The organism is Methyloversatilis discipulorum, from assembly GCF_000527135.1.
GTDB lineage: Bacteria > Pseudomonadota > Gammaproteobacteria > Burkholderiales > Rhodocyclaceae > Methyloversatilis > Methyloversatilis discipulorum.
The window spans coordinates 4,123,726-4,140,583 of record NZ_AZUP01000001.1 but is presented as its reverse complement, the minus strand read 5'-3'; the positions used below and the strand labels follow the sequence as shown (position 1 = coordinate 4,140,583).

At 66.6% G+C, this 16,858-nt stretch carries 18 protein-coding genes; 12 read left to right on the top strand and 6 right to left on the bottom strand.

All coding sequences use genetic code 11. The features are described 5' to 3' along the window. Window positions 1-17 precede the first annotated feature (17 nt). From ntrC to glnA, 4 genes are all read right to left on the bottom strand, one after another. The gene (gene ntrC, locus METFAM1_RS0119240; RefSeq protein ID WP_019917186.1) at window positions 18-1,433 is read right to left on the bottom strand and encodes a nitrogen regulation protein NR(I); all 1,416 of its coding nucleotides are present in this window, start codon (window positions 1,431-1,433) and stop codon (window positions 18-20) included. After that, window positions 1,430-2,521, bottom strand: coding sequence for a nitrogen regulation protein NR(II) (gene glnL / locus METFAM1_RS0119235; RefSeq protein ID WP_019917184.1), 1,092 nt, complete (start codon window positions 2,519-2,521; stop codon window positions 1,430-1,432). Before glnL ends, ntrC begins: the two co-directional genes overlap by 4 nt. Window positions 2,522-2,578: 57 nt before the next feature. Further along, on the bottom strand, window positions 2,579-3,058 hold the full coding sequence (locus METFAM1_RS0119230; RefSeq protein ID WP_019917182.1) for a DUF4124 domain-containing protein: 480 nt from the start codon (window positions 3,056-3,058) through the stop codon (window positions 2,579-2,581). 178 nt (window positions 3,059-3,236) lie between these two features. Further along, window positions 3,237-4,649, bottom strand: a complete 1,413-nt coding sequence (gene glnA, locus METFAM1_RS0119225) for a type I glutamate--ammonia ligase (RefSeq protein WP_019917181.1) — start codon at window positions 4,647-4,649, stop codon at window positions 3,237-3,239. 38 nt (window positions 4,650-4,687) lie between these two features. Here glnA and METFAM1_RS21115 point away from each other — a divergent pair, with 38 nt between their 5' ends. From METFAM1_RS21115 to METFAM1_RS0119170, 11 genes are all read left to right on the top strand, one after another. After that, complete coding sequence (locus tag METFAM1_RS21115) at window positions 4,688-4,840, top strand: hypothetical protein (RefSeq protein ID WP_019917180.1); 153 nt, start codon at window positions 4,688-4,690, stop codon at window positions 4,838-4,840. Window positions 4,841-5,002: 162 nt separating this feature from the next. Next, window positions 5,003-5,452, top strand: coding sequence for a rhodanese-like domain-containing protein (locus tag METFAM1_RS0119215; protein WP_019917179.1), 450 nt, complete (start codon window positions 5,003-5,005; stop codon window positions 5,450-5,452). A gap of 20 nt (window positions 5,453-5,472) precedes the next feature. Beyond that, window positions 5,473-6,579: a quinolinate synthase NadA gene (nadA, locus tag METFAM1_RS0119210; RefSeq protein WP_019917178.1), complete on the top strand. Its 1,107-nt coding sequence runs from the start codon at window positions 5,473-5,475 to the stop codon at window positions 6,577-6,579. Window positions 6,580-6,592: 13 nt separating this feature from the next. Then, window positions 6,593-7,078, top strand: a complete 486-nt coding sequence (locus tag METFAM1_RS0119205) for a hypothetical protein (RefSeq protein WP_019917177.1) — start codon at window positions 6,593-6,595, stop codon at window positions 7,076-7,078. Then, complete coding sequence (locus METFAM1_RS0119200; protein WP_019917176.1) at window positions 7,075-7,827, top strand: endonuclease/exonuclease/phosphatase family protein; 753 nt, start codon at window positions 7,075-7,077, stop codon at window positions 7,825-7,827. The genes METFAM1_RS0119205 and METFAM1_RS0119200 overlap by 4 nt, the downstream gene beginning before the upstream one ends. Beyond that, window positions 7,824-8,999, top strand: a complete 1,176-nt coding sequence (gene clsB / locus METFAM1_RS0119195; RefSeq protein ID WP_019917175.1) for a cardiolipin synthase ClsB — start codon at window positions 7,824-7,826, stop codon at window positions 8,997-8,999. The genes METFAM1_RS0119200 and clsB overlap by 4 nt, the downstream gene beginning before the upstream one ends. A 44-nt stretch (window positions 9,000-9,043) precedes the next feature. Continuing rightward, window positions 9,044-9,379 carry a PepSY domain-containing protein gene (locus tag METFAM1_RS0119190; protein ID WP_019917173.1) on the top strand — a complete coding sequence of 112 codons (336 nt, stop codon included), beginning with the start codon at window positions 9,044-9,046 and terminating at the stop codon, window positions 9,377-9,379. A 1-nt stretch (window position 9,380) separates the two neighbouring features. After that, window positions 9,381-10,055, top strand: coding sequence for a response regulator transcription factor (locus METFAM1_RS0119185; RefSeq protein ID WP_019917171.1), 675 nt, complete (start codon window positions 9,381-9,383; stop codon window positions 10,053-10,055). Next, complete coding sequence (locus METFAM1_RS0119180) at window positions 10,052-11,422, top strand: ATP-binding protein (protein ID WP_019917170.1); 1,371 nt, start codon at window positions 10,052-10,054, stop codon at window positions 11,420-11,422. Before METFAM1_RS0119185 ends, METFAM1_RS0119180 begins: the two co-directional genes overlap by 4 nt. Then, the gene (locus tag METFAM1_RS0119175) at window positions 11,419-11,733 is read left to right on the top strand and encodes a PepSY domain-containing protein (RefSeq protein WP_019917168.1); all 315 of its coding nucleotides are present in this window, start codon (window positions 11,419-11,421) and stop codon (window positions 11,731-11,733) included. The genes METFAM1_RS0119180 and METFAM1_RS0119175 overlap by 4 nt, the downstream gene beginning before the upstream one ends. Window positions 11,734-11,832: 99 nt before the next feature. Beyond that, window positions 11,833-13,338: a CoA-acylating methylmalonate-semialdehyde dehydrogenase gene (locus tag METFAM1_RS0119170; RefSeq protein ID WP_019917167.1), complete on the top strand. Its 1,506-nt coding sequence runs from the start codon at window positions 11,833-11,835 to the stop codon at window positions 13,336-13,338. Between the two features lie 5 nt (window positions 13,339-13,343). On the opposite strand, the gene METFAM1_RS0119165 is transcribed toward METFAM1_RS0119170, so the two are convergent. Continuing rightward, entirely contained in the window at window positions 13,344-15,491 is a 2,148-nt protein-coding gene (locus METFAM1_RS0119165) for a putative bifunctional diguanylate cyclase/phosphodiesterase (RefSeq protein WP_027490966.1), read from the bottom strand. A 99-nt stretch (window positions 15,492-15,590) separates the two neighbouring features. Next, window positions 15,591-16,157 carry a hypothetical protein gene (locus METFAM1_RS0119160; RefSeq protein ID WP_232419833.1) on the bottom strand — a complete coding sequence of 189 codons (567 nt, stop codon included), beginning with the start codon at window positions 16,155-16,157 and terminating at the stop codon, window positions 15,591-15,593. Window positions 16,158-16,277: 120 nt separating this feature from the next. Here METFAM1_RS0119160 and METFAM1_RS0119155 point away from each other — a divergent pair, with 120 nt between their 5' ends. Beyond that, window positions 16,278-16,844, top strand: coding sequence for a histidine phosphatase family protein (locus METFAM1_RS0119155; protein ID WP_232419831.1), 567 nt, complete (start codon window positions 16,278-16,280; stop codon window positions 16,842-16,844). Window positions 16,845-16,858 lie beyond the last annotated feature (14 nt).

Here is a 16,858-nt window from a genome sequence, read left to right as displayed (position 1 = left end):
GACGCCCGGCTGCGCACTCACTCGCTGTCGCCGTCGGCGTCTCGTCCGCCTTCGATGTTCAGCTCCTGGATCTTGCGCGTGATGGTGTTGCGACCGATGCCCAACAGCTGCGCCGACTCGATGCGGCGACCGCCGGTGCTGGCCAGCGCGCGGCGGATCAGCGTGCGTTCGAACTCCTGCACCAGATGGTCGAACAGCGCCGGCTGCTTCAGCGCGATCAGGCGGTCGACCTCGGCGGCGAGCGAAGCGACCCAGTCGCCGGTCACTTCGCGCGCCGGCTGGGCGCGCAGTTCGGCCGGCAGATCCTTCACGTCCACGGTCTGGCCGGGCGCCATCACGGTGAGCCAGTGGCACAGGTTTTCCAGCTGGCGCACATTGCCCGGGAAATCCAGCCCCTGCAGGTAACGCATCGCCGGCTCGGACAGGCGCTTGGCATCGACGCCCAGTTCCTGCGCGCTCTTCGTCATGAAGTGCTGGGCCAGCAGCACGATGTCCTCGCGCCGCTCGCGCAGCGGCGGAATGCGCAGCCGGATCACGTTCAGCCGGTGGAACAGATCTTCGCGGAACAGGCCCTGCTTCACCCGGTCTTCGAGGTTCTGGTGGGTGGCGGCGATGACGCGCACATTCGACTTGATCGGCGAATGGCCGCCGACGCGGTAGAAGTGGCCGTCGGACAGCACGCGCAGCAGGCGGGTCTGCAGCTCCGGCGGCATGTCGCCGATTTCGTCGAGGAAGAGCGTGCCGCCGTCGGCCTGCTCGAAGCGGCCGCGCCGCGTCGCGGTGGCGCCGGTGAAGGCGCCGCGCTCGTGGCCAAACAGTTCCGATTCGAGCAGGTCGCGCGGGATGGCGGCGGTGTTGATCGCGATGAAGGGCGCTTCGCGGCGCGGGCTGTGCCGGTGCAGCGCGCGCGCCACCAGTTCCTTGCCAGTGCCGGACTCGCCGTTGATCAGCACGGTGGCGTGACTTTGGGCGAGCCGGCCGATGGCGCGGAACACGTCCTGCATCGACGCCGCCTTGCCGAGGATTTCTGGCGCCATGTCGGCTTCCGCCGGCGCCCCACCCTGGTGCATGCTTTCTTCGATTGCTCGCCGCACGAGTTCGATCGCGTGGTCGACGTCGAACGGTTTGGGCAGGTATTCGAAGGCGCCGCCCTGGAAGGCGGCGACCGCGCTGTCGAGATCCGAATACGCGGTCATGATGATGACCGGCAGGCTGGGGTGGCGCGCCTTCACTTTCTCCAGCAGCGACAGGCCGGACTCGCCCGGCATGCGGATGTCGGACACCAGCACCTGCGGCTGGCCGCCGGCGTCGAGCGCGTCGAGCGCCTCCTGCGCGGTCGAATACGCTTCAAAGGGGATGGACTCGCGTGCGAGGGCCTTTTCCAGCACCCATCGTATCGAGCGGTCGTCGTCGACGATCCAGACCGGATTCATGGTTTCTCCGTCGTGCCCTGTTTGAAGGGCAGAAGTATTGTGAAAACTGTATGGCCGGGCCGGCTCTGCACCTCGATGGTGCCGTGGTGCTGGTGCACGAAGCTCTGCGCCAGCGTCAGCCCGAGGCCGGTGCCGCCATCGCGGCCGGACACCAGCGGATAGAAGATGCGATCGAGCAGTTCCTCCGGGATGCCGGGACCGTTGTCGATCACTTGCAATTCGAGTGCCAGCTTGTGCCGCCGCTTCACCAGCGTGGCCTGACGGTAGGCGCGCGTGCGCAGCCGGATCACGCCGTCGCCGTGCATCGCCTGCGCCGCGTTGCGGGCGATGTTGAGCACCACCTGGATCAGCTGTTCGCGGTCGGCCACCAGATCGGGCAGGCTGGTGTCATAGTCGCGCTGCACCGCCACCTTCGGGAATTCGGCGCCGATCAACAGGCGCACGCGCTCCAGCACCTCGTGCACGCTGACCGAACTGACCTGCATCGCGCGGTGCGAGTGCAGCAGCCGGTTCATCAGATCCTGCAGGCGGTCCGATTCCTTGATGATGACCTGCGTGTATTCGCGCTGGTCGGGCCGTTCCAGTTCACCCTCAAGCAGCTGTGCGGCACCGCGGATGCCGCCCAGCGGGTTCTTGATTTCATGCGCGAGGTTGCGGATCAGTTCGCGGTTGGCCTGTTGCTGCTGCAGCAGCTGTTCCTCGCGCGCAACGCGCAGTTGCTGATCGATGGGACGGAACTCGAGCAGGATGCGAGCGGCATCGGCATGCACCGGCGACACCGTGCAGTCAAGCTGCAGCGGACCGCCGAGCAGACGCTGAACCGTGAGGTTGTGGCCGGTATAGCTCCAGTCCTTGGCCAGCGCATTGTCCAGTGCGGTGTCCAGACCGTGATCGGGGCCGATCAGGCGTTCGCAGTGCTTGCCGACCAGCTTTGACGAACTGACCGCGAACAGGTTTTCCGCGGCCGGATTCAGATAGACGATGTTGCGTTCCGCGTCGAGCAGCGCGACCGCACTGGCGAGAAGTTCGAGCCCGTTGAAGCGGTCGGGCCAGACGCGGGTGGGGGTACGGGGCGAAGGCAGGCTCATGGCGCCAGCTCACGCAAGAAGCGCGCCAGGGCCGATGCGCCGGAGCGCGCAGGACGCTCAGGGCAGTTTGGAAATCTCCTTGCGCAGCGCGTCGACGTTGCGTTCGTGCAGAGCGACATTGTCCTTGAGCCCCTGGATGCGATCGAGATACTTCTGGTAGTTGCGCTCATCGCCCAGCCGCACCGCTTCGCCCTCGGTGAGCGCCTTGCGCGCCGCTTCGAGATTCTTCGTTTCGGTGTCGAGCTCGGCTTCGAGTATGCGCCGGCGTTCGCCGTCGCGCGCCTTCTGCTGGTCGCCGCTGACGCTCGGAAATCCGCCCGACGGCGCGGCCGGCTTGGGCATAGTCGCCGCCGGCCCGGGCACCGAGCTGACCGGCATTTCGCTGGACAGCAGCTTGCAGCCGCGCGCACGCGACTTGTCGTTGGTATAGGTGACGTGACCATCGGCATCGACGCACTTGTAGACGTCAGCCGATGCCGGCAACGCTGCAAGCGCGGCCGCGGTGGCAATCAGGATGCGGTTGAAACCTCGGAACATGTGGGTCACCAGAACGGATCGGGTCATTGCCGGGCGAGTGTAGGACGCCCGCCCGCGCAGTGACAATGAAAAAGGACGGCAAGTTGCCGTCCTTTTTCTCGGGCCGGAACGCACATGCCGTCCCGACCTTCAACGCCACGCGTGCGGCTGGCGCCGACACGCGTTCCGGAAAACCGGATCAGAGGCTGTAGTACATCTCGAACTCGACCGGGTGGGTCGTCATGCGGGTGCGGTTGACTTCGCCCATCTTCAGTTCGATGTAGGCAGCGATGAAGTCTTCCGAGAACACGCCACCCTTGGTCAGGAAGGCATGGTCGGCTTCCAGCGCGGCAAGTGCTTCGTCCAGGCTGGCGCAGACGGTCGGGATGAGCTTGTCTTCTTCCGGCGGCAGGTCGTACAGGTTCTTGTCGGCCGGGTCGCCCGGGTGGATCTTGTTCTGCACGCCGTCCAGACCCGCCATCATCAGTGCGGCGAAGCACAGGTAGGGGTTGGCCAGCGGATCCGGGAAGCGGGTTTCGATGCGACGGGCCTTGTCCGAAGCGACGTGCGGGATGCGGATCGAAGCCGAACGGTTGCGCGCCGAGTAGGCCAGCTTGACCGGTGCTTCGTAGTGCGGAACCAGACGCTTGTACGAGTTGGTGCCCGGGTTGGTGATCGCGTTCAGCGCCTTGGCGTGCTTGATGATGCCGCCGATGTAGTACAGCGCGAACTCGGACAGACCGGCGTAGCCGTTGCCCGCGAACAGGTTCTTGCCGTCCTTCCAGATCGACTGGTGAACGTGCATGCCGGAGCCGTTGTCACCGACGATGGGCTTGGGCATGAAGGTCGCGGTCTTGCCGTAGCTGTGGGCGACGTTGTGCACGATGTACTTCAGCGTCTGCGTCCAGTCGGCGCGGCGAACCAGGGTGTTGAACTTGGTGCCGATCTCGTTCTGGCCGGCGGTCGCCACTTCGTGGTGATGCACTTCGACCGGGATGCCGACGGCTTCCAGTGCCAGCACCATGGCGGCACGGATGTCGTTGTGCGAATCGACCGGCGGAACCGGGAAGTAGCCGCCCTTCACTGCCGGACGGTGACCGGTGTTGCCGCTCTCGAACTTCTCGCCCGACGACCAGGCGGCCTCTTCCGAGAAGATCTGCACGCGGCAGCCCGACATGTCGATGTTCCACTCGACGCTGTCGAAGATGAAGAATTCGGGTTCCGGACCGAAGTAGGCGGTGTCGCCCAGGCCGGAGGACTTCAGGTAGGCCTCGGCGCGCTTGGCGATCGAGCGCGGGTCACGGTCGTAGCCCTTGCCGTCCGACGGTTCGACCACGTCGCAGCTGATGACCAGCGTGGTTTCGTCGAAGAACGGGTCGATGAAGGCGGTTTCCGGATCCGGCATCAGCAGCATGTCGGAAGCCTGGATGCCCTTCCAGCCGGCGATCGACGAACCATCAAACGCGTGACCTTCGGTGAACTTGTCTTCGCCGAACGCGCTGATGGGCACGCCGACGTGCTGTTCCTTGCCACGGGTGTCGGTGAAACGGAAGTCGACGAACTTGACTTCCTTTTCCTTGATGATGTCGAGAACCTGCTTCGCGGTGGTCATGAATCTCTCCTACGAGGTATGTATATGCAACAGTCGGCTTGAAGGGTCACGACGAGCCGTCGCCGGTGTCCGACGACAGCTCCGGCGCAGCCATGGCGAACGACCCGATGGAGGGTACGCCCCGGCTGCGACTTTTCCTGCTGCGCGGCCTGAAGCAGAACCCGTGCCACGCGATCATTTCAACCTTGTGATTGTGCCACATGCGGGCTTGCGGCCGGTGACATGCACAAAACAGGCGCAGCGACGCACCAACACAGGGATGTCGACAAACACGATGCACCACTTCGGTGCCCGCCTGTCCGCAGGAATGGCGCGCTATATACTTCTGTCCATTCAATAGATGGGCGTACGCCATGGCAACACTCGGACAAATCCTCGGACTTGCGCGCGAGCGCGCGCAGCAGCTGCAACTGCCCTATGCCGGCGCGGTCACACCGGCCGAAGCACACGAACTGTTGAAACTGGCCCCCGGCGCCCGCATCGTTGACGTGCGCACGTCGGCCGAATGGCAATGGGTCGGCGAGGTGCCGGATTCGGTGCAGATCGAATGGAATATGTCCAACGGCCAGCGCAACCCGGATTTCCTGACCCAGCTGAAGCACCAGGTCGATCCGGAAGCGCTGGTCATGTTCCTGTGCCGCAGCGGCGGACGTTCGCACGGCGCGGCCGCGGCTGCCGCCGAAGCCGGTTACAGCAACGCCTACAACATCCTCGAAGGCTTCGAGGGTGACGCCGACGCCAACGGCCATCGCAATACGGTCGGCGGCTGGCGCAAGGCCGGACTGCCCTGGCACCAGGGCTGAACGCAGTTCAAGGACACCGCATGCAAGTCGCCACCATCAGTTTCGACCGCTTCAACGCACTTGCCGACGATCAGGCGCAGGCGCGCATCCTCGCCGCGCGCGAAAAGCTGGGCAAGCGCGCGGTCATCCTCGGTCACCACTACCAGCGCGAGGACGTGTATCGCCACGCCGATCTGACCGGCGACTCGCTCAAGCTGTCGCGCCTGGCCAGCCAGACCGATGCCGAATACATCGTGTTCTGCGGCGTGCATTTCATGGCCGAGGTGGCGGACATCATGTCCAAGCCGGAGCAGATCGCCATCCTGCCCGACCTCGCCGCCGGCTGTTCGATGGCCGACATGGCCAATCTCGCCAAGGTCGAGCGTTGCTGGCGCGAACTGCGCGGCCTGCTCGGCGACGACCCGGACAACACCTTCACGCCGGTCACCTACATCAACTCGGCGGCCGACCTGAAGGCCTTCTGCGGCGAGCACGGCGGCATCGTGTGCACGTCGTCGAATTGCGGCAGCATTCTCGAATGGTCGCTGGCGCGGCGCGAGAAGGTGCTGTTCTTCCCCGACCAGCACCTCGGCCGCTGGACCGGCTACAACATGGGCATTCCGCTCGACGACATGCTGGTGTGGGACCCCGACCTCGAAAACGGCGGCCTCACCGCCGAACAGGTGGCGAAGGCGAAGATCCTGCTGTGGAAGGGCCACTGTTCGGTGCACCAGATGTTCCAGCCCTCGCACATCCTGCGCTGGCGCAACCAGAATCCGGACGGCATCGTCATCTCCCATCCGGAGAGCGCTTTCGAGGTGTGCCGTCAATCGGATTTCGTCGGCTCGACCGAATACATCCTGAAGACGGTGAAGGCCGGCGCGCCCGGCACCAAGTGGCTGGTCGGCACCGAACTGAATCTGGTGAACCGCCTCGCCGACGAGGTGAAGCACGAGGGCAAGACGGTGCAGTTCATGGCGCCCACCGTCTGCATGTGCTCGACCATGCAGCGCATCGACCCGCAGCATCTGGCGTGGACGCTGGAAAACCTGGTCGAGGGCAATGTCGTGAATCGCATCAGCGTGCCGGCGCACGAAGCCGGGCCCGCCAAGCTGGCGATGGACCGCATGCTGGCTGCTTCGCCATAAGGTCTTCCGCTTCATGGACTGGATGCAGGCCTGGGAACTTGCCAGCTATGTCGTGACGACACTGGGCCTGCCGCTTGCCGTCATCACCTTCATCTATCAGCAGCGGCGCGAGCGCGACAACGAGGACGAAGAGGCGTACCAGATGCTGTCGGACGCCTACATCGACTTCCTGAAGATCGTGCTCGCCAACCCCGACCTGCCGCTGCGCGAGAACCACGCCCCCGAGCAGCTCAGCGAGGAGCAGCGCCGGCGCATGCAGACCATCCACCAGATGCTCATTTCGCTGTTCGAGCGCGCCTATCTGGTCGCCTGGACCGACGAACCCGACGGGCTGGCGGCGCGACGCTGGGCCTCGTGGGACGACTACATGCGCGAGTGGCTGGCGCGTGACGCCTTCCATGCCGAACTGCTGATGCTGCTGCGCGGCGAGGACCCGGCATTCTGCCGCCACATGTTGAAGCTGGCCGACGAAGTGCGCGGCCACCCGCTCACCTCATGACCGAACTGCGCATCTGCACCTGGAACATCCACAAGGGGTTTTCGCAGTTCAATCGCCGCATGGTGATCCACGAACTGCGCGAACGCCTGCACGCATTCGGCGCCGATCTGGTGTTCCTGCAGGAGGTGCAGGGTCAGCACCACGGTCACGCCGAGCGCCACGCCGACTGGCCGACCGAGCCGCAGTACGAATTCCTCGCCGACCAGATGTGGCCGGCCACCGCCTACGGCCGCAACGCGGTCTATGACCACGGCCACCACGGCAACGCCATCCTGTCGCGCCACCCGATCTCGCAGAGCGGCAACGTCGACGTGTCGGCGCATCGCTTCGAACAGCGCGGCCTGCTGCATTGCGTGATCGAACCGGACGGCGCCCACCGCGTGCACGCGCTGTGCGTACACCTCGGCCTGACCGCGCGCGGGCGGCGCCAGCAGTACGCGATGCTGGCCGAGCACATCCGCCGCACCATTCCGGCGGAGGACGGCCTCATCGTCGCCGGCGACTTCAACGACTGGTACAACCGGGCCGAAGAGCAATGGTCGCGCGCACTCGGTCTGCACGAGGCGCACAGCGTGATACACGGTCGCCCGGCGCGCAGCTTTCCGGCCGCCTTTCCACTGCTGCGGCTGGACCGCATCTATGTGCGTGGCGTCGACGTGCGCGAGGTGAAGCTGCACTCCGGCCCGCCCTGGTCGCGCGTGTCCGATCACGCCGCGCTGACCGCACGTCTGGTGCTGCCGCCGCGATGACCCGCCTGCTGCCCGGCAACGAGGTCATGCTGCTGGTGTGCGGCATGCAGTACTTTCCGGCGCTGGAAGAGGCGATCGACCGCGCGCACAGCGAAATCTTCCTCGAAACCTATATCTTCGACGACGACGACACCGGGCGCCGCATCGCCGCCGCACTGGCGCGCGCGGCACGGCGCGGCGTGCGCGTACGCGTGCTGGTCGATGGCTTCGGCGCGCGCGACTTCGAGGACACGCACCAGAGCGCACTCGAAGCCGCCGGCGTACATGTGCTGATGTTCCGCCCGGAAGTCGGCCGCATGAGCTTCCGCCGCAACCGTCTGCGTCGCATGCACCGCAAGATGGCGGTGGTCGACGCGCAGACCGGTTTCGTCGGCGGCATCAACATCATCGACGACATGCATACGCCCGGCCACACGCCGCCGCGCTTCGACTACGCGGTGCGCGTGCGCGGGCCGCTGGTGGCGCGCATGCATCTCGAATGCCAGAAGCTGTGGGAGCGCGTCGCCTGGGCGACGCTGCAGTTCCGGCCGCGCCTGCCGCGTACCAGCCGCTACGCCAACCGGCACACCGGCAAGGTGCGAGCGGCGCTGCTGGTGCGCGACAACCTGCGCCACCGACACGACATCGAGAACGCCTACCTGCAGGCGATAGACGGCGCCTTCGAGGAGGTGCTGATCGCCAACGCCTACTTCCTGCCCGGCCGTCGCTTCCGTCAGGCCTTGATCGCTGCCGCCGCGCGCGGCGTCAAGGTGACGCTCATCCTGCAAGGGCGGGTCGAGTACGCGCTGCTTCATTACGCCTCGCAGGCGCTGTACGGCTCGCTGCTGTCGCAGGGCATACGCATTTTCGAATACCGGCGCAGCTTCCTGCACGCCAAGGCGGCAGTGATCGACCAGCACTGGGCCACCGTCGGCTCCAGCAATATCGACCCCTTCAGCCTGATGCTGGCGCGCGAGGCGAACATCGTCGTGCACGACATCGGCTTCGCCAACGAACTGCGCCAGAGCCTGCGCGCCGCCGCCCGCCACGGCGGACGCGAGTTGCGGCACCGCCAGTGGAAGACCCGTCCGCTGCACGAACGGCTGCTGCGCTGGATCGCCTACGGCATGGTGCGACTGATGATCGGCCTCGCTGGCGAACGGGTGAGCCGGCACATGCTGCGCAAGAAATAGCGCGCTTTCAGCGTGATTTCAGCTTCATTCCCTACACTGGGGTCATGAACCTGAAACGCATCGCACTTTTCGTCTTTCTGCCCGCCGTGATCATCGCCGCGGCCGCCGGCGTCGTGCTGCTGCACGCACCCGACTCCCTGGCCGGCGACGACCACCTTCAGGCGCGTGCGCTGAGCCAGCGCGGCGACATCCTGCCGCTGGAGAAGATCGCCGAGCGCGCGCGCGCCGAGAAGCCGGGCAAGCTGATCGACATCGAACTCGAACAGAAGAAGGGCATCTGGGTGTATGAAGCCGAGATACTCGACGACGCCGGCCGCGTGTGGGAACTGAAGCTGGATGCACGCACCGGCGCACTGCTGAAGATGGAGCAGGACGACTGACATGCGCCTGTTGCTGGCTGAAGACGACGAAACACTGGTTGCCGGACTGAAGCCGCTGCTCGAACGCGCCGGCTACGCGGTCGACGTCGCGACCGACGGCGTGTTCGCGCAGCTGTCGGCAGAAGCCATCGACTACGACCTCGTGATACTCGATCTCGGTCTGCCGCGGCGCAACGGCGTCGACGTACTGCGCCAGTGGCGCGACGCGCGGCGCGCGATGCCGGTAGTCGTGCTGACCGCGCGCGACACCTGGCAGGAAAAGGTCGAGGTGCTCAACGCTGGCGCCGACGACTACGTCTGCAAGCCCTTCCACAGCGAGGAACTGCTGGCGCGCATCGCCGCTGTGCTGAAGCGCAGTGCGGCGCGGCGCGCGCCGGGGCCGCTGGCACGCGGCGCACTGCGGCTCGACGAAGCAACGCAGAGCGCCGCGCTCGATGGCGGCGCCCCGATAGAACTGAGCAGCATCGAATTCCGCCTGCTGCGCTGCTTCATGCTGCACGCCGGCCAGGTGCTGTCGCAGCAACGCCTGAACGAACACCTGTACGACCACGCCACCGATCACGACAGCAATGTGATCGAAGCCCACATCACCCGGCTGCGCCGCAAGATCGGTCGCGACTGGATACAGACGCGGCGCGGTCAGGGCTATGTGTTCGACGCGCCGGAGGCGCCGTGAAGAACGCGCTGCGCACCCGTCTTGCCGCCGGTCTGGCGATCAGCTTCGTAATGCTGGCCGGCCTGCAGTGGCTGCTCGCCGGCATCGCCATCGAACGCCTGCTCAAGGCGCAACTGGCGCAGCGACTGGAGCGCGACGCCGAGAACCTGCTGGCGGCACTCGACGGCGAAGCCGGCGCACCGCTGAAGCTCGACGACGCGCGTGTCGGCGGCGAATACCGACAGCCCTTTTCCGGCCATTACTTCCGCATCGTGATCGACGGCGGTGACGACATTTCATCGCGCTCGCTGTGGGACGGCACGCTGGCCCTGCCGTTCGCCGGCAGCGAACGCATCGCGCAGAGCGAGGCCGCCGGCCCGCAGGGACAGTCGCTGTGGTTGCTGTCGGCGCACTACGAAAAGCGCGGCCAGTCGGTACGCATACTGGTCGCCGAAGACCTGTCGGCACTGCGCGCCGGGCTGCGCGAGTGGCACCTGCTGTACGGCCTGCTGACGCTGGCCGTGGTCGCGCTCGTGCTCGCGGTGCAGCAGTGGGTGGTGCGCCGTTCGCTGGCGCCGCTCGATACGCTGCGCGCGCAGATGCAGGCGCTCGAACGCGGCGAACGCGAACGGCTCGACGTCGCGCTGCCGGACGAGATCGCGCCGCTGGTCGATCAGTTCAACACGCTGCTCGGCATGCTGCTGCGCCGCTCGCAACGCTCGCGCGACGCACTCGGCAACCTGGCGCACGCGCTGAAGACGCGGCTGGCAGTACTGCTGCAGGTGGCCGAATCGCCGGCGATGGCGGCCCACCCCGAACTGCAGCAGCGCATGACCGACAGCACCGAACTGATGCGTCGCGCCATCGAGCGCGAACTGCGCCGCGCCCGGCTGATGGGCGGCACCCACCCGGCCCGTCGCAGCGACCTGCGCGACGCAGCCGAGCGGCTGGCGGGCACGCTGGCCATCCTGCACGGCGAACGCTCGCCGGACATTGCGCTCGACATCGCTGCCGACATCACGCTGGCGATGGACGCGGAAGACCTGATGGAGCTGCTTGGCAACCTGATGGACAACGCCTGCGCCTGGTGCCGCAGCCGCGTGCGGCTGTCGGTCGAACGTGGCGGCGACCTCAAGCTGGTGATCGAGGACGACGGCCCGGGCTGCGCGCCCGAACAACTCGAATCGCTCAGCGCGCGCGGCTTTCGCGCGGACGAGACAAAACCGGGCCACGGCCTCGGCCTGTCCATCGTGCGCGACCTGGTCGACAGCTATGGCGGCGCACTCGAATTCGGACCGTCACCGGTCCTCGGCGGACTGCGCGTCACCGTGCATCTGCCGTCACGCATGGCGCTCGATGCGCCCTCACCCGAAGGAGTACGGCCATGAAGAACGTCCTGATCGCCACCACGCTGCTCGCTGCCCTGCTCGCACCGCCCGCCTTCGCGGACGACGACGATCTGCCGAAGATGCGCGCCATCGCCGAGGCGATGAAGCTCATCTCGCTGGAAGATGCGACCGCCAAGGCGCTCGCCGCCAAGCCGGGCACGGTGATCGAAGCCGACCTCGAACGCCGCTTCATGAGCGACGACTACGATTACGAGTTCGAACTGATCGACACCGCGGGCAAGGAGTGGGACGTGCATATCAACGCGCGCGACGGCTCGGTACGCTCGATGCGACGCGACTGGTTCGACTGAGCGCCGGCGGCAAGGGACGGCTGCGCTGACGCACTGCACGCAGACCGCAGCCGCGCACGGGCGCACAATATCGTCTTTCAACGCAGGCTCCGAAAGACGATGAACACGCCCACCTCCGACACCCTCACCCACTGGATCGACGGCCAGCGCAGCGCGCTGGACAGCACCCGCAGCGCCGACGTGTTCGATCCGGCGCACGGGCAGGTGGCCAGGCAGGTGCTGCTGGCGTCCGATGCGGACGTGAGCCGCGCAGTCGCCAGTGCCGCTGCCGCCCAGCCGGCCTGGGGCGCGCTGGCGCCACAGCGCCGCGCACGCGTGCTGTTCCGGATGAAGGAGCTGGTCGAGCGACATAGCGCCGACATCGCGCGACTGATCACGCGCGAACACGGCAAGACCTTCCCGGACGCACAGGGCGAAGTGCAGCGCGGGCTGGAAGTGATCGAATTCGCCTGCGGCATTCCGCAGTTGCTCAAAGGTCAGTATTCCGACCACGTCGGCGGCGGCATCGCCAACTGGAGCCAGCGCATGCCGCTCGGAGTGGTCGCCGGCATCACGCCCTTCAACTTTCCCTTCATGGTGCCGATGTGGATGGCCCCGGTCGCGCTGGCCTGCGGCAACAGCTTCATCCTGAAGCCGTCCGAACGCGACCCGTCGCCGTCGCTGCTGACGGCCGAACTGTTCCGCGACGCCGGCCTGCCGGACGGCGTGTTCAATGTGCTGCAGGGCGACCGCGTCGCGGTCGACGCGCTGCTCGAACACCCGGAGGTGCGCGCGGTCAGTTTCGTCGGCTCGACGCCGATCGCGCGCCACATCTACGAAACGGCGGCGAAGCACGGCAAGCGTGCGCAGGCGCTGGGCGGCGCCAAGAACCACATGGTCGTGATGCCGGACGCCGACATCGATCAGGCGGCCGACGCGCTGATCGGCGCCGCCTACGGCTCGGCCGGCGAGCGCTGCATGGCGATTTCGGTCGCAGTGGCGGTCGGCGACATCGCCGACGCGCTGGTCGAGGCGGTGCGCACGCGTGCGCAGAAGCTGAACATCGGCGACGGCGAAGCCGACGGCACCGACATGGGCCCGGTGGTGACTGCCGCTCACCGCGAACGCATCGTGTCGCTGATCGATGCTGGCATCGCCGAAGGTGCGCAGCTGGTGCTCGACGGTCGCCGTCACACGGTGGCCGACCGCGAACAGGGCTTCTTCCTCGGCGCCACGCTGTTCGATCGCGTCACGCCGGCGATGCGCATCTGGAAGGAGGAAATCTTCGGCCCGGTGCTGTGCGTCGTCCGCGCCGCGAACCTCGCTGATGCGATCGCACTGGTGAACAGCCACGAGTATGGCAACGGCGTGTCGCTCTACACCCGCGACGGTGCCGCTGCGCGCGAATTCGGCCAGCGCATCGAAGCAGGCATGGTCGGCATCAACGTACCGATCCCGGTACCGATGGCCTGGCATTCCTTCGGCGGCTGGAAGCAGAGCCTGTTCGGTGACCAGCACGCCTACGGCGAAGAAGGCGTGCGCTTCTACACCCGCTACAAGAGCATCATGCAACGCTGGCCGGACAGCGGCTCGAAGGGGCCGGAATTCGTGATGCCGGTGAACTGAACGACTCAGGCGGCGCCGCGCGCCAGCAGCGCGGTTGCCTCGTCCGCCGGCATCGGCTTGCCGAACAGATAACCCTGTCCGATGCGGCAACCCTGTTCGCGCAGGAAGGCGAGCTGGTCCTCGGTTTCGACGCCCTCGGCCACCGCCTCGATACGCAGCGAACCGGCCATCGCCAGTATGCAGGCACAGATGGCAGCGTCATCGGCGTCGTGGCCGATGTCGCGCACGAAGGACGCGTCGATCTTCAGCACGTCGATCGGAAAGCGCCTGAGATAGGCGAGGCTGGAATAGCCGGTGCCGAAATCGTCGATGGCGACAGCAACACCCAGTCGTTTGAGCTCGCCGAGCAGCTTCACCGTCTGACCGACGTTGTGCATCAGCATCGATTCGGTCAGTTCGAGTTCGAGGTTGCGCGGCGACAGGCCGCTACGCGCGAGTTCGCGCGACACGGTGCGCACGAAGTCGCTGCCGACGAATTGCCGCGCCGACACATTGACCGCGACGCGCAGGTCGGGGTCGAAGCGCTCGGCCCACTGCCTGCCCTGCTCGCAGGCGCGGCGCAGCACCCACTCGCCAAGTTGCACGATCAGGCCGGTTTCCTCGGCCAGCGGGATGAATTCGAGCGGCGACACCAGCCCGCGCTCAGGATGACGCCAGCGCACCAGCGCCTCGAAACCGATCACGCGGCGGCCGTTCAGCAGATCGACCTGCGGCTGGAAATGCAGTTCGAACTGTTCCTGCGCCAGTGCCGTGTGCAGTTCGGCTTCCAGGCGCAGCACGCCGGAAGCGGCGTTCTGGTCCGGCTCGTGAAAACAGATGGTGTTGCGCCCCGCCTGCTTGGCCCGGTACATCGCGGCGTCGGCATGACGAAGCAAGGTCGCCACATCGCGACCGTCGCGCGGAAACACCGCCACACCCATGCTCGCGGTGCAGTGGATGTCGTGATTGCGGATCGACACTGGCGGCGCCAGCGCGCCCAGCATCTGTTCGCACACCGCCTGCGCGTCCTGCGCCTGGCGGATTTCCGGCAGCAACACCACGAACTCGTCGCCGCCCAGCCGCGCCACCGTATCGCTCGCGCGCACCCGCTGCGACAGGCGACGCGACAGCACGCGCAGCAGTTCGTCGCCGGCGTCGTGCCCCATGCTGTCGTTGACGATCTTGAAGCGGTCGAGGTCGATGAACACGACCGCCATCATCGCGTCGGTGTCGATCGCGGCGTCGATCGCCTTCTGCAGCCGCTCGTTCAGCAGGATGCGGTTGGGCAGGCCGGTCAGCACGTCGAAGTGCGCGGCCTGACGCAGCTTGGCTTCGCTGCTGCGCTGCTGCGTCACGTCGCGGGCGATGCCGTCCAGGCGTATGCGTGCGCCGTGCTCATTGAACACCACGCGCGCCCGGTCGAGTATCCAGCGCACTTCGCCATCGGGCCGGACGACGCGGTACTCGGTGGTCAGGCTGCCGCTGGTGGTGGCCTCCTTCAGCGAACGCAACATGCGTGAACGATCGTCCGGATGCACCATGTCCAGCCAGTCGGCTTCGCCGCGCAGGAAGGCGTCGGCGCTGACACCGTAGATGGCTTCGGCCGAGGGATTCAGATAGACCAGCTTCTGCGACGGCAGCTCGATCGACCAGATGATGTCTTCCAGCGTGGCCAGAATGCTGTGCAGCCGCAGTTCGCTCTCGCGCAGCTTCTGCCGTTCGGCACGCAATGCACGCGCGGTGGCCGACTTGGTCAGTTCGCGGTCCACCACCGCGCCGAGACGCAGCAGGTTCTGCTTGAGCAGATAGTCCTGCGCGCCGGCGCGCATGGCATCGACGGCGACCGCCTCGCCGATGCCGCCCGACACCAGTATGAAGGGCAGGTCGGGCTGCATGCGCCGGACCACGGCCAGCACGTCCAGACCGTCGCAGTCCGGCAGCACGTAGTCGGAAATCACGATGTCCCAGTGCCGCTCGCGCAGCGCCGCCTCAAGCGCGGCCATGCTGTCCACGCGGAGGTGTTCGACGGCAAAGCCCGCAGCGCGAAGCTTGGCCAGCACCAGCAGTTCGTCTACCGGGTTGTCCTCGACGATGAGCGCGCGCAGCCGTCTCGCGACGACGCCTGCGTCGCGAGACGGTGGATACTCAGCATCACGGCCATGCAAGGGGGGCATCGATGCCAGCCTTGGTTCGACAATGGTCCGTTAACGGCGGACAGTGTCCGTGCTTGAACCCTGCCTGAGCGACGCACAGGGTGGGTCGGCTAAACCGGCCTACTCGATCAGCAGCGTCGGCAACCAGTGCGACCTCGGGTCACCCGCGCTCAGGTCGGCGTCACGCAGCGGCCGCGTACGCCGCTCTGCCGGCACGCTGTCCGGTGTGATGAAGGGGTCCATATCGACGTCGTGCAGCCGACCTTCGATGCGCTCGCCGACCACCTTCATACGATAGTACACACCGTTGAACGGATCGATGTGCAGCGAGGCCGGCGCGGTGCGCATGAACATCAGTGCGTATTCCAGCGGCACCAGATCGCCCGCGCTGACCACCTGCGGCTCGCGTTCGACCGGAAAGCTGCACAGGCGCTGGGTCGGTCCGGTCAGACAGCGGAAGGGTCGCATCGCGAGGAAGTACTCCTCCAGCCGCGGGGCCAGCGTCACCTTGAAGGTGGAGCGGCCGTCACCCAACGGTGCGAACACCACCTGACCGATCACTTCGCGCCCTCCGGCGGCATTGGTGAGCACCATGGATCGTACGCCGGACAAGGGATCGGCCTGCGCGGGCAGCGCACTCATCAGCCCGCACAGCACCGTCACGATCATCGCTTTCCTCTGTTTCATCTTCGCCTCGAGTCGTCAGAAGTTCTCGGTTCGATCCGCCCGTGGCGCCCGCCGCAGGTCGGAAACCGAGATGAGTATGGACCGGTCGACAGCCCATGTCCTTACTCCGGCTTGCCACCCATGAACAGACGTCACGCTTTGCAGGCACTGGGCTGCCTGATGCTGCAGTCGGTCCCGGCGCGAGCCGACGACACCCCGGCACTGGACGCGCTGCGCTCGGGTGGCGTGCTGTTGTTGCGTCATGCGCTGACCGAGCCCGGCATCGGCGATCCAGCCGGTTTTCGCATCGGCGACTGCAGCACGCAGCGCAACCTGTCGGCCGCCGGACGGGCACAGGCACGCGCCGCGGGAGAGGCACTCCGGGCACGCGACGTGAAGATCGATGCGGTGTACAGCAGCGCCTGGTGCCGCTGCATCGATACCGCGAAGGAGATGTTTCCGGAACTGCAGGTGGCGGTGCTGCCGGCGCTGAATTCCTTCTTCGCCGGCCAGGGCGACCGCGAGCGGCAGACGGCGGCGCTGCGCCAGTGGATCACGGCGCTCGACAGCGGGCGCCGGGTCGCGCTGGTGACGCACCAGGTCAATGTGCTGGCGCTGACCGGCGACAACCTCGCGATGGGCGAGGCCGTCGTCGTGCAGCCGGACAGCCGCGGCGGCGTGCGTACCGCCGGCCGGCTGGCGCTGTGAGGCGCGGCCAGCGG

Excerpts from the sequence above, each read along its gene's own strand:
- ntrC (WP_019917186.1), bottom strand. The coding sequence starts at position 1,433 with ATGAATCCGGTCTGGATCGTCGACGACGACCGCTCGATACGATGGGTG.
- glnL (WP_019917184.1), bottom strand. The coding sequence starts at position 2,521 with ATGAGCCTGCCTTCGCCCCGTACCCCCACCCGCGTCTGGCCCGACCGC.
- METFAM1_RS0119230 (WP_019917182.1), bottom strand. The coding sequence starts at position 3,058 with ATGTTCCGAGGTTTCAACCGCATCCTGATTGCCACCGCGGCCGCGCTT.
- glnA (WP_019917181.1), bottom strand. The coding sequence starts at position 4,649 with ATGACCACCGCGAAGCAGGTTCTCGACATCATCAAGGAAAAGGAAGTC.
- METFAM1_RS0119215 (WP_019917179.1), top strand. The coding sequence starts at position 5,003 with ATGGCAACACTCGGACAAATCCTCGGACTTGCGCGCGAGCGCGCGCAG.
- nadA (WP_019917178.1), top strand. The coding sequence starts at position 5,473 with ATGCAAGTCGCCACCATCAGTTTCGACCGCTTCAACGCACTTGCCGAC.
- METFAM1_RS0119205 (WP_019917177.1), top strand. The coding sequence starts at position 6,593 with ATGGACTGGATGCAGGCCTGGGAACTTGCCAGCTATGTCGTGACGACA.
- METFAM1_RS0119200 (WP_019917176.1), top strand. The coding sequence starts at position 7,075 with ATGACCGAACTGCGCATCTGCACCTGGAACATCCACAAGGGGTTTTCG.
- clsB (WP_019917175.1), top strand. The coding sequence starts at position 7,824 with ATGACCCGCCTGCTGCCCGGCAACGAGGTCATGCTGCTGGTGTGCGGC.
- METFAM1_RS0119190 (WP_019917173.1), top strand. The coding sequence starts at position 9,044 with ATGAACCTGAAACGCATCGCACTTTTCGTCTTTCTGCCCGCCGTGATC.
- METFAM1_RS0119185 (WP_019917171.1), top strand. The coding sequence starts at position 9,381 with ATGCGCCTGTTGCTGGCTGAAGACGACGAAACACTGGTTGCCGGACTG.
- METFAM1_RS0119175 (WP_019917168.1), top strand. The coding sequence starts at position 11,419 with ATGAAGAACGTCCTGATCGCCACCACGCTGCTCGCTGCCCTGCTCGCA.
- METFAM1_RS0119170 (WP_019917167.1), top strand. The coding sequence starts at position 11,833 with ATGAACACGCCCACCTCCGACACCCTCACCCACTGGATCGACGGCCAG.
- METFAM1_RS0119165 (WP_027490966.1), bottom strand. The coding sequence starts at position 15,491 with ATGCCCCCCTTGCATGGCCGTGATGCTGAGTATCCACCGTCTCGCGAC.
- METFAM1_RS0119160 (WP_232419833.1), bottom strand. The coding sequence starts at position 16,157 with ATGAAACAGAGGAAAGCGATGATCGTGACGGTGCTGTGCGGGCTGATG.
- METFAM1_RS0119155 (WP_232419831.1), top strand. The coding sequence starts at position 16,278 with ATGAACAGACGTCACGCTTTGCAGGCACTGGGCTGCCTGATGCTGCAG.